Here is an 11692-nt window from a genome sequence, read left to right as displayed (position 1 = left end):
CAGGGTTTCCCCCATTGTGCAATATTCCCCACTGCTGCCTCCCGTAGGAGTCTGGACCGTATCTCAGTTCCAATGTGGCCGATCACCCTCTCAGGTCGGCTACGCATCGTCGCCTTGGTGAGCCATTACCTCACCAACTAGCTAATGCGCCGCGGGTCCATCTTATAGCGGATTGCTCCTTTGATTTTCATTTCATGCGAAACGAAAATGTTATGCGGTATTAATCTTCCTTTCGGAAGGCTATCCCCCTCTATAAGGCAGGTTACCCACGTGTTACTCACCCGTCCGCCGCTAAGAAAGTTCCGAAGAACTTTCTCCGCTCGACTTGCATGTGTTAGGCACGCCGCCAGCGTTCGTCCTGAGCCAGGATCAAACTCTCAATTTAAAGTTTAATCATAGCTTACTTACTTAGTAAGTCTTTTTTCAAAAGAATTGCTGGTTTAAGTCTAGTTTTAGACTTTGTTTATTTTACTCTGTTTAATTTTCAAAGACCAAGTTTCTTTGCTGCATTTCTGACAGCTCATTTATCTTATCATCACTAAAGTTTTTTGTCAACATGTTTTTTTCAAAACATTTTTTCTTAACTTAGCGACCTATACAAGTTTATCATTTTCGTGATTACTTGTCAAGATAATCTTAAGATTCTTTCAAACCTCAACATCGCGTTTGCATTAGCGACAAGGACTATAATAACATATGTATAAACTTAGGTTTTATATATAAAGTCTAATTTATTATTATAACTATCTAATTCTACAATATACTGCATAATTCACCATATAACTACGAAGGACACACCCGGCATAGATTACTGTAGCCCTTATCCTTAACAGTAAAAAAGTCGCTTAAACGACTTTCTTCAGCGAGTCTTTTGCTTATGTTCCTTTCCAAATGTATATGAGGAAAATCTGGAAAGCAAATAAGGTTTATTTTTTATTGTTTATCCTAAATAACTGTTATAGCCCCCTAAAGTCGGCATCTTCATCTAAAAACCTTATAATTCACTATACTTTATAAGTATCTAACTTTCATAGACATTGCTATATGTTATCAAACTTAAGCGCTTTAAGCTTTTACAAAAAAACTTAAGTTTGATAATCTCTAGTTATATCACTTAGATAACAACTTTACTTTCCATTAGCTTTATATATAAAGTAATTATATTCATACCAATTATCTATTTTAATATCAGCTCTATTCCTCCACTTTAAATAGGTTTCATCATCTATTTTACCTTCATTTCTTGCTTTGTTCATTTCTTTTATCGAATCTAATGAAAGCACAGTAAGATAATTATTATCTATTTTTTTATTAGCTGAAAGCTCTATGTTCTTTTTAGCTATAAATGAATCAATGTTGAAAAAGTTAATCCCTATATATAATGTTAGAGAAACTACTATTATATATTTAAATATACTCTTATCTTTCCATATAAATAGGAATTGTAAGAATATTATAATCCCTAAAAAGATTATAAATAGTTGAACCAGTATTCTTAACCTTGTATAACCAAAAGCATCAATATATAAATACATCCTATAAAATGCAGAGCAAACCATATTTAATGTTAATACTACTATTATGGTATATATAATATTCAATATGATATTAAGTTTCGCCTTACTATTATCAACATATATCTTTAATATGGTTACTCCTATAAGATTAACTAATGTTATAAAGACTAATTCAAAAAAACCTCTTCTAGCATACTCAGAATAAGTAAATCCTCCAGGAAGAACTTTGTTTGTGCCTCCATATAAATAGGTTATTTGTATTATTGTAAATACAATATACAATATACAAACCATAGCTAACACTGTAGTAACGGTTATTGGCTCCAACCTTCCATTTTTAATAGAGGTACTAGTTGTATTATCAAATCTATAATTAAAACTCCATAAGAATCCAAAACTATAAAAGGCTATTACTATAGATACTACTAATTTATAAAATGACGTTGATGGATTTATAGCGAGAATGTTTGAGCTAATATTATTGATATAGTACCCAAAAATATTGTCAGCTTGAGATAGTACTAACACCAAAAATAATAGCAATGGTATAGATATGAAAATACCATTCCTAACATACTTATAGCTAGAAGATGTGTTGCTTTTATTTTTAATACTTATACTGTCCCTTATAAACTTTGGCAGTTTCATAGAAGTAATTATACTATTCTTAAAAAATTTATTAATTAACCCACCTAATAAGTATGCTAATTTTAATTCTACATCCTTGTAGGTATATAATACAAAACTTAGAGTAAGAACTACTGGAATCAAAACAATATTAAGTGATCTAAACACAGGATTGGTATATATAGAAAAGTTAGCTGATAGAATTAAAGAGCAGGTTAATAGAAAATAAGCCATTATGCTACCTTTATTTTTTATACCAATGCACCCTACAAATACTATTATCATTATTAAATTAAATATTAACACTGATATACCTAAATAAGCGAAGAAGAAGGCTGAAAACATAATACCTAATATTATTGAGCCTATGATTGCATTTCTTTTACTAGAAATGCTCAAAGAACTATCTATTTTTATTTTTTCAGCTCTTTCTTCCGATTCATATAAATAGCTCTTACCCATAAGACCTCTTTTAAACTCATCCTTAAGCATATTTATACTATTACTATTACTATTAACTTCAATATAACTCTCTAAACAGTACATTATAGCCTTATTTTCTATAAAACTTAAATTGTGTATTAATTCAAAATCACCCCACTTATGTCCTACTACTTCATTTGTTTCCACATCTACATCATCAGTTATTTCAACTATTGAAGAAAAGTACTTCTTATCATTTCTAACTATATACTTGCTTGAACTGATTATATCTACAGTAACCATTCCAAACTTCTCTAACATTCTTTTTGTCGTATCAGTTATTGTTTCCCCCTCTCTCATATTAGTACAAGGTAATTGGATCATAGATCCATGCTTATCACTTACAACCAAAAGCCTGTTTTTTTTTATCAAAATCAAAACAACCGAATTTATCATATTTTTCTCCTCTCTAAATACCCCTACATATAAAACATTAATAAAAAATTTGCTAAATAACTTTTTGCTCATCTACCTTTCTGAATGTATATGAATAAAATCTGGCAGTCGAACAAGATTTCTTTTTTACTGCTTAGCCTAAATAGCTGTTCTAAAGATTTGAATTTACTAGACAATTTCATACTGTTATATACAGTAAAATAAGTATCAGCTAGCTATCACTTATTTGCATATTCTAAAATATCTCCAGGCTGACAATTTAACTCTCTACATATAGCTTCTAAGGTAGAAAATCTAATAGCTTTTGCTTTGTTATTTTTTAATATAGAAAGATTCGCATTCGTTATACCAACCTTATCAGCAAGATCTTGTAAGGAAATCTTTCTTTTTGCCATCATAACATCTAAATTTATAATTATAGCCATACAACTTTTCCTCCATTAGCAGAATACATTATCTTAAATAGTAGAATCATTTTCTTCCTTATAGTCAACCGCTTGTTGAAATACCTTTGCCAATATCAATATAAAACAACCTGCAAAAAGAAATATTATAAATTCCATGTCTGTATGTATGCCTTTACCATCTACATATATGAAATTAAAATCTTTAAGATTAGAATTAATAAACATATTGAATATATAACACCCTGCAATAATAAAGCATTCACGAGAGACCTTCTTAAGCGCCCTTACATTCTCATTTATAAAAGGGTTAGCTTTCACTAGAGAAAGCAGTATTTTTCTTAAGTTAACTACTATAAGGAAAACACAACTTATGCCAACAGCTAAAAGTACAAATATAACTACCTTTTTAAAATAATCTAAATTTATATCATTATTGATAAAAGTATCCTTAAATATAAAAAGAGTTGCTATAATACCTAATATTAATATAAAGTCTAGTATTCTTTTAAGTATACTCGCCATTGACTTCTGACCATAATATTTCATAAAAAACCTCCATATCTCCAAATATTGTAACTTCAATATAGATATTAGCACACCTCACGCAACTTTTCAATATATTTTTATTGAAAAACAATAACATATTATTGTTTAACTATATATATCAAGCATGATGGGTCAATAGAAAGACGAGAAGCCACTTTGTAAACTGAAAAGCAATATTTGAAAATTACAATTGAATATTTGTAAACGAAATGCCACTTTTGTATTTGAAATGCAGGTTTTGCAAACAAAATGCAGCTTTTGTAACCCAAATGCAATTTGATTTTTAGTTTTTGTTGAAGTATTATAATAAAAATGAGCATGTCAAATGGAGGTCGATTCTCTCTCGATTTTTTTGCAATCGGAGAATCCACCCCTGATTTCAGTTCTTTATGAGCTGTTGGCGGCGCTGTTTCTATTATTATTTTTTGAGAAGAGCAGGTTTTAACATGATGTCACTGGCGGCAACCTGTGAACATCCTAACTTATGTAGAGCTTCTTCTCCATGGTAAAAGCTGAACGTTTCGTATGGGCTACGGTTGTTCAGCTTTTTTCTTTTGTACGAGTTTATGTGATTCATCATTAAATTAATATCTTCCTGCGTAAGCTGATTAAAGCTGGTGCCTTTCGGAAGGACTCGACGAATTAATTCATGATTTACTTCGATAGCACCTTTTTGATAAGGACTACCTGCATCGCAGTAAAATACATGGGTACGCAAAAGCGGGAACGTATCTCGATACTCAATGGCTCTTGGATTGGAAAACTCACTTCCGTTATCTGTAAGTATTACAGGAAACAACTCTGAAAACAGTTCATGTCCAATCACTTTATCGAGATGATTAAATGCATCCGTAACAGACTTTGATGTATTTGCATCCCGCAAGAACGCAAGCATCAAACTACAATCAACAAAGTGAATAGTCAAAAGGCATTTACCTCCTTTTGTTCCGATGACAGAGTCCATTTGAACAACTGCTGTATCAGGATTTTTATCAATAAATGCACCGAATGCTTCATAGTTACGACCAATACGGCATCCTTTATCTACTTTAAACTCTGGCTTTTTGTAACGTTCTCGAAATTTTACTTTACGTGGCAAATCAATATTTCTAACATCAAAAAGACATGCATCAATGTAGTTATAAATTGTTTTTTCGCTGCACATCAGTTCATCTTCATGATTTACATAAATTTGATGAACAGATTGACCGTTCTGAACAAGTGGTGAAATTATCTTATTCAAACGATCTAGCTCAGTCTCAGAAACACATAAACCACTCCTAGACTGGGAGATAGATTCGTGAGCTTTAAGATGCGCATGCTCCGCGTCGTAAATATTTTTTAATAGCGAGCATTTACCAAGGGTTTCACAGCCATTGCAAACGTAGGGAACCCGAAACCTGGCAGTACAGATTTCTAAAATGAAGTCTGGGCAATTATCATTACAGGATTGACAAAGTCTACAGTAAACTGAAGCTTTTCTGGTACAATTTTTACCACATACATCTTTAGATCTACAGAAAAAACGGTTCTTACAGGCATTAAGTGGATAACCGGGATAGCCAGTAGCAATTTCTGAGCTGTATTTACGTACTTCTCTGGAAATAGTAGTTGGATTTTTACCCAATCTGCGACTAATTTCTTTGAAGGAAAGACTTTCTTTTAGAAATTTTTGTAATTCAAGTCTTTCCTCATAATTAAAAAATTTAGACATATATCCTCCATTCTGCCGCCAACTATTTTAGGATATATGAATTTTAAACTAAGGGAAACAAAAAAGACTGGTATAACCCAATCTTTTTGTAAGCTGAGGTGCGATCACCTTGCATGTATATTAAATTTAAGGATTAGTAATAAACTTTGAATCGGAATGATTGCATTTCGATTTACAATTCACGTAGAAAGACGAGAAGCCACTTTGTAAATTGAAAATCAGCTATATGACAAAAAAAAGATTACCTAGATATATAATCCAAGTAATCTTTTCTATTATTTAAGTACTTATATATTACCTCTAAAGACTCTTATTACTTCACTGCTTCCTCATATAGCTTATTGGCATAATCCCAATTAACTACACTCCACCATGATCCAACATAGTCAGGTCTTCTGTTTTGATATTTTAGATAATATGCATGTTCCCAAACATCCAAAGCTAAAACTGGTTTTAAACCTTCGCTGACTGGAGTATCTTGATTAGCAGTTGATAAAACTTCTAGTTCATTATTTTTGTTAACCACTAGCCAAGCCCAACCACTACCAAATCTTGTAGCTGCAGCTTTTGCAAAAGTTTCTTTGAAAGCATCTAGACTTCCAAACTTTTTAGTTATAGCTTCTAGTAAAACACCCTTTGCGTCTCCTCCATTAGGTGATAATAACTTCCAAAACAATGAGTGATTATAGTGTCCACCACCGTTATTTCTAACAGCACCTCTTATATCAGCTGGTACTGCATCTAAGTCTTTAACTAATTCTTCTACTGATTTTTCTTGAAGCTCTGGATAAGCTTCTAGTGCTGCATTTAAATTATTTATATATGTTGCGTGATGCTTTGAATGATGTATTGTCATTGTAGTTTCATCTATATATGGTTCTAAAGCATTATATTCATATTCTAAGTTTGGTAATTCGTGTTTCATATTCTAATACCTCCAAAATCTTTTTTCTATGATTTAATACTATCACTATTGAGAATAATAATCAATATTGTATAATAATAAAAGTAATATTTTTATTATTTTTTTATTTTAGAGGCATATAAAAACTAATCTATCTCCACAAAAAAACTTTTTTTGTTATCTCCCTTATCATATCCACTTATATAAATCATATTATCATCAGATACAACAGTAGTTATCCTTCCATAAGTTGCGTCTAGCCCTTCTGTTAAATCAAAAAGTTTGTTATCCTTCAATCCATAAGCAGTTATATACTTTGAATCTGGTTTGAAGAACACAAAACTTCTGCTCACATATATAGAAGAAATATTGAAGGCAGCTATATTGGTTTTATATTTTTCAGTAAGTAAACCTAAATTCTTATTTAATATATCTTTAGACTTCTCATTATTTAAATTATATATAGATACTTTGTTTGCTTCTGTAAAAACAAGATATTGTTTATACCCACCAAAAGCTCCGTTTATAGATTTATCTGTGATTAACCTTAACTCATTACTCTTAACATTATAAGCGTATATATACTCTTCTCTCACTAATTTCTTTTCTGTCTTATTTTCACTCCAAATTATATTATCTTCATATATATTAGGTATGCTAAGCTTAGGATAGTCATTTCCCCATATTTGCTCACTTTTAAGCTCCTTCGAGCTACCTGATTCTAAGTCTAACATTAAGATTTCACTCATATTTATATTATCATCTTTTAAGTTTACACTTAAAGATGTAGCTACTCCGTTATTTAAATTAATAGTCGGTAATGGTATATCTTGAGACCATTTTTTTATATATGAACCTTGCGAAAGTGTTTTAGCTGCTTTTCCATCGTTCAAGTTTTTTAAGTCTAATTCCTTATACAATATTCTCCAAATATATCTTTTAGGAGAATTTGTGAATTTAGGATTTTCCATTCTTTCACTCCAGACGATCCACCTTCCATCATACTTTGCATCAATTATTTCATACCCCTCTGCTGTTGGTGGCATAAGACTTGTCTCACTTTTCCTATTTAAGTCATACAAAACTAGACCTTTGTCTCCATTCTTTTTAGCTATAATATATCTGTCATTTCCATTTTTATATATATCCTTAGCACTATATATTTTAGGAACTTCAATTATAGATCTATAATTCAATTCATTTAAAGGATGAAACTTTGAATCTGTACTATTAATAGCATCTAACTTAATTTCACTTGATTCACTAGTATTTGCAGCAACCCCTATCTTCTCCCTAGAATCAGTATTAAAGAACACTCTTATTAATTCTATTACTGCAATTGTTATTAATGTTAGTATCAAAATTACAACTATTATTTTCTTATAACCTTTAAACAAATTATTAATACTCAATTTTGTCACTCCCCATTATAAAACTCTATTCATAAAAATTATATGTTTAGCTCCATAAAGTAGCAATACATTTTTCATCCTTAATTTGTAATATGTTCTATTTTATTCAATCAATTAATATCTGTTATCTAACCATGTACTCTCTATACGCAAAAAGAAGTTATCATAACTAAATTATTATGATAACTTCTTTTTTATAGCTTCCGTATTAAGCTTGTTTTTCTTCTATCTCTCTTAGTCTCTGCTCGATTAATCCCATAACATATTCTCTATCTTTATCATTATTCTCAAAGTCTAGTCCATCTACATTTATCTTAAGTATAGGCGAAACATCATAACTATAAAAATATTTTCTATACTCTTCATTAAGCTTCTCCCAATATGCTCTCTCAACTACTTGTTCGTAATCTCTTCCTCTTTTCTTTATTCTCGACATAGCTTCATCTACTGAAACTTCAAGATATATCATAAGTTTAGGAGGTTGTACGTGCTCAAGCATATTTTCTAGCAGTTCTCTATATAAATCAAATTCTTCTACAGACATTTCTCCCTTATCACAAAGCATCTTTGCAAATATAACATCTCCATATATGCTTCTATCCATAACAGAGTTAGCTATTGCTGAAGCCTCTTTTATATGCTTAAATCTCTTATTTAAAAAGAAAACTTGTAGTGGGAAAGAATATCTCTCTCTATCGTAATAAAACTTTTCTAAAATAGGGTTGTCTACAACAGGTTCTTCAAAAGATATGTAACCTCTCTCTGCAATAAGTCCCATCAATGTACTCTTTCCAACTCCAACTACTCCATCAACAACTATCATGTCCCAAACTCCTTTTCTATCTATTCTTCTAAGAATTACTTCATACAAATTATTACTTTGGTAAGGCAAGTGTAAATCCCCCTTAAAGCAAATTCAACTGGACTAAATAAAGATTATATATCATTAATTTTACAGAAGGTTATGTGATCTCTCCACTCACCATTTATAAAAAGATACTTCTCATTTAAACCAATTTTTTTAAAGCCACATTTAAGTAATACATTCTGTGATTTTAGATTGTCAACCAATGTAGATGCTTCTAGTCTATGAAGGCCCATATCATTAAAGCAATAGTCTATAATTAAGTTCACAGATTCTTTCATATATCCTAAACCACAATGTTTTTCATCCATTGAATAACCTAGTATACCACTTTTAAAAACCCCTAAAACAATATTAGATAGCTTTATTTTACCTATCAACTCACCATTCAAAAATATTCCGAAATCAATACTTGATCCATTCATAAATTGTTTATAGCTCTCTAACAATATAGATAACTGAGTCTCATAGGTATAAAAGCTTTTATCTCTAGCAGGTTCAAAAGTTTTTAGATGCTTTTCGTTTCTTATGTAAAATTCTAATAATTGAGAAGTATGTTCTGGAGTTAAATTTCTTAACTCTATCCTTCTGCCTTTAAGCTTTAATATAGTTATGTTTTGAAAATTCCTAAAATCATTAAGATTTATACCAAACAATAATTCGCTTTTATGACAATCATTTTGCACCAAATTATTTGATACTATTCCCTCTAGAATAAAACCTAAATCAAAAAACGCAGAAACATTGGAACTTTCATTTGCTAAAATATTTACCTTATATATTTTATTTCCCTTAAATATATTTTCTAAGCACTTTTCTAGTGCTTGTTTCATCATCTGATAATTATCATTCCTATAGAACTTAAATCTTATAGTAGACCTTTGATTCTCTGGCTCAAACTCGATTACATTAAACCTTCCAATAGTTATTCCACTATAATCCTTTATAATATAATCCTTATCAGTACCTCTTATTAGCTCTATAGATATAGTCTTCTTTTCAGCCATAAAGTCCATCCCCTGATCAATGAAATTTATCAAGTATCAATTACTTATTCTCTATTTCTAACTAAATTTAGTTTTAGTTATTAAAATTATATTTCAATAGTTTCACTTAAAGATAATACAACAAATGCAAAAGAAATATAAAAGTACCTATTATCTGCAACAGTATTTAAAAATAATAATCTATACCGAAGTAGTACCTCTATGAATAATCTCATTAATTATATCATAAATATGTATTTTGTTTATAGAAAACTTTAAGTAAATTAACGGCAAAAATTATAATTTACTAATTAGTAAAATTGGTAATACTACTATTGATATTTACCTTATGTTGTGTTTATATTATTTTATGTATTTTTAGTTTTAAGAAAGGCTTTTGGTGATGTAATGAATAAACAAAGTATTACTAAGATAAAGTTGTTTTTAATGGGAATTAGCAACAGGTTTTTAGAGGACTCAAGCACATTTAAAAATATATACGTAACCTATACCGCAGGGCTTAAAGAATTTAAAGGTAATGGTAGTTTTGAGGATGGCAACATAAAATACAACTTTAATGGAAAAACCGAATCGCTAAGTATAATAGAATTGTTTGAAAAAATAAGTTCTGAATGTGATAATTATGATACAGTTACCATACTATATAGAGAAAGAGGCACCGATATAGTAATAACTGGTGATAATAAGAATGTAAAAATGAACAATACGGAAGTAAAGGAAAGTTCACCTCTTGCTATAAAGAAAGAGGAGGCATCAGAACATACTTTTAAAGAGACTTCTACTCTACTTAATAGAGATTATTTTATTAAAGTAGGAAAAGCAGATGCCCTACTTAAAGAGATAGGAATAATGTCTCAATCAGGAAAGGTTAAGAATGATAAAATAAGAAAATATAATCAGATAGATCATTATGTAGAGATCTTAGACGGCACTCTTGAAGCTTTACCTAGAAATGAAGTTCTAACCATATTAGATTGTGGTTGTGGAAAATCTTATCTAACCTTTGTTCTTAATTACTATCTCACAGAAGTGAAAAAGAGAAAATGTCATTTCATAGGATTAGATATATCTGAAGGTGTTATTAATAGCTCTAAGAAAATGGCAGAAAACCTAGGCTATAGAAATATGGAGTTTCATGCTATAGATATAAAGAAATTTAGTCCTAAAAGAAAGATACATATGGTTATATCTCTTCATGCTTGCGATACTGCAACAGATATGGCTATTGCTCTTGGAATAAAGGTAGAAAGTGACTCAATCATAGCTGTGCCTTGTTGTCATAGAGAATTGCTAAATCAATATAGCTATGAACCACTAAAGGGCATACTAAAACATGGAATATTAAAGGCTAGAATTGCTGATGCTTTAACTGATGGAATGAGAAGTATGATGCTAGAAAGCAAAGGGTATAATGTTTCAGTTGTGGAATACATTTCTCCATTAGAAACCCCTAAAAACTTAATGATTAGAGCAGTTAAGACAGGAAAAGAAAAACCAGAACTTATGGATGATTATATTTCTTTAATGGCATCATTAAATGCATATCCTGCACTCTATAAATTCTTAAATGAAGGCTGGGAAGCTTATTAAAACCCTAGATATAAATAATAAGAAACACTGAGGAAATTATCTTCGGTGTTCTTTTATATCTCAGTATACTCTAAGCCATTAAACATTTATCATAAAATGTATTTTTTAATAAAACTTTTATAACTGCTTATGAAATTGTTACTATATTCTTCAAAAAGACTATTATGCACAATAAAATCCTACGTATATATCAAATTATTGTCTAATATAATAAAATCTAAAAG

Annotated in this window: 9 protein-coding genes and 1 rRNA gene; 1 reads left to right on the top strand and 9 read right to left on the bottom strand. The window is 30.1% G+C overall.

What is annotated here, in order from left to right; genetic code table 11:
* The 9 genes from GXK57_RS13320 to GXK57_RS13280 form a co-directional block, all read right to left on the bottom strand.
* Positions 1-385: ribosomal RNA gene (locus tag GXK57_RS13320) — 16S ribosomal RNA — on the bottom strand; the annotation flags it as partial.
* Between the two features lie 742 nt (positions 386-1127).
* Positions 1128-3023 (bottom strand): DUF4173 domain-containing protein, encoded by a 1896-nt coding sequence (locus tag GXK57_RS13315; RefSeq protein WP_160677073.1) that lies wholly within the window; start codon positions 3021-3023, stop codon positions 1128-1130.
* Positions 3024-3241: 218 nt separating this feature from the next.
* Complete coding sequence (locus GXK57_RS13310) at positions 3242-3448, bottom strand: helix-turn-helix transcriptional regulator (RefSeq protein WP_160677070.1); 207 nt, start codon at positions 3446-3448, stop codon at positions 3242-3244.
* A 33-nt stretch (positions 3449-3481) separates the two neighbouring features.
* Positions 3482-3976: a DUF2975 domain-containing protein gene (locus GXK57_RS13305; RefSeq protein ID WP_160677067.1), complete on the bottom strand. Its 495-nt coding sequence runs from the start codon at positions 3974-3976 to the stop codon at positions 3482-3484.
* A gap of 418 nt (positions 3977-4394) precedes the next feature.
* The gene (locus GXK57_RS13300) at positions 4395-5690 is read right to left on the bottom strand and encodes an IS30 family transposase (RefSeq protein ID WP_160677064.1); all 1296 of its coding nucleotides are present in this window, start codon (positions 5688-5690) and stop codon (positions 4395-4397) included.
* A 313-nt stretch (positions 5691-6003) separates the two neighbouring features.
* Positions 6004-6615: a superoxide dismutase gene (locus GXK57_RS13295; protein WP_160677061.1), complete on the bottom strand. Its 612-nt coding sequence runs from the start codon at positions 6613-6615 to the stop codon at positions 6004-6006.
* 125 nt (positions 6616-6740) lie between these two features.
* Positions 6741-8006, bottom strand: coding sequence for a hypothetical protein (locus GXK57_RS13290; protein ID WP_160677058.1), 1266 nt, complete (start codon positions 8004-8006; stop codon positions 6741-6743).
* A 208-nt stretch (positions 8007-8214) separates the two neighbouring features.
* Complete coding sequence (locus tag GXK57_RS13285) at positions 8215-8829, bottom strand: deoxynucleoside kinase (RefSeq protein ID WP_160677097.1); 615 nt, start codon at positions 8827-8829, stop codon at positions 8215-8217.
* A 113-nt stretch (positions 8830-8942) separates the two neighbouring features.
* On the bottom strand, positions 8943-9878 hold the full coding sequence (locus tag GXK57_RS13280) for a GNAT family protein (RefSeq protein ID WP_160677056.1): 936 nt from the start codon (positions 9876-9878) through the stop codon (positions 8943-8945).
* 387 nt (positions 9879-10265) lie between these two features.
* Here GXK57_RS13280 and GXK57_RS13275 point away from each other — a divergent pair, with 387 nt between their 5' ends.
* Positions 10266-11468, top strand: coding sequence for an SAM-dependent methyltransferase (locus GXK57_RS13275; protein ID WP_160677053.1), 1203 nt, complete (start codon positions 10266-10268; stop codon positions 11466-11468).
* Positions 11469-11692: the final 224 nt, after the last annotated feature.

The sequence above is a fragment of the Clostridium sp. C8-1-8 genome (assembly GCF_009928445.1).
Taxonomy (GTDB): Bacteria; Bacillota; Clostridia; order Clostridiales; family Clostridiaceae; genus Clostridium_AR.
The sequence above is the reverse complement of the archived record's forward strand: the minus strand, read 5'-3'. Positions and strand labels throughout refer to the sequence as shown.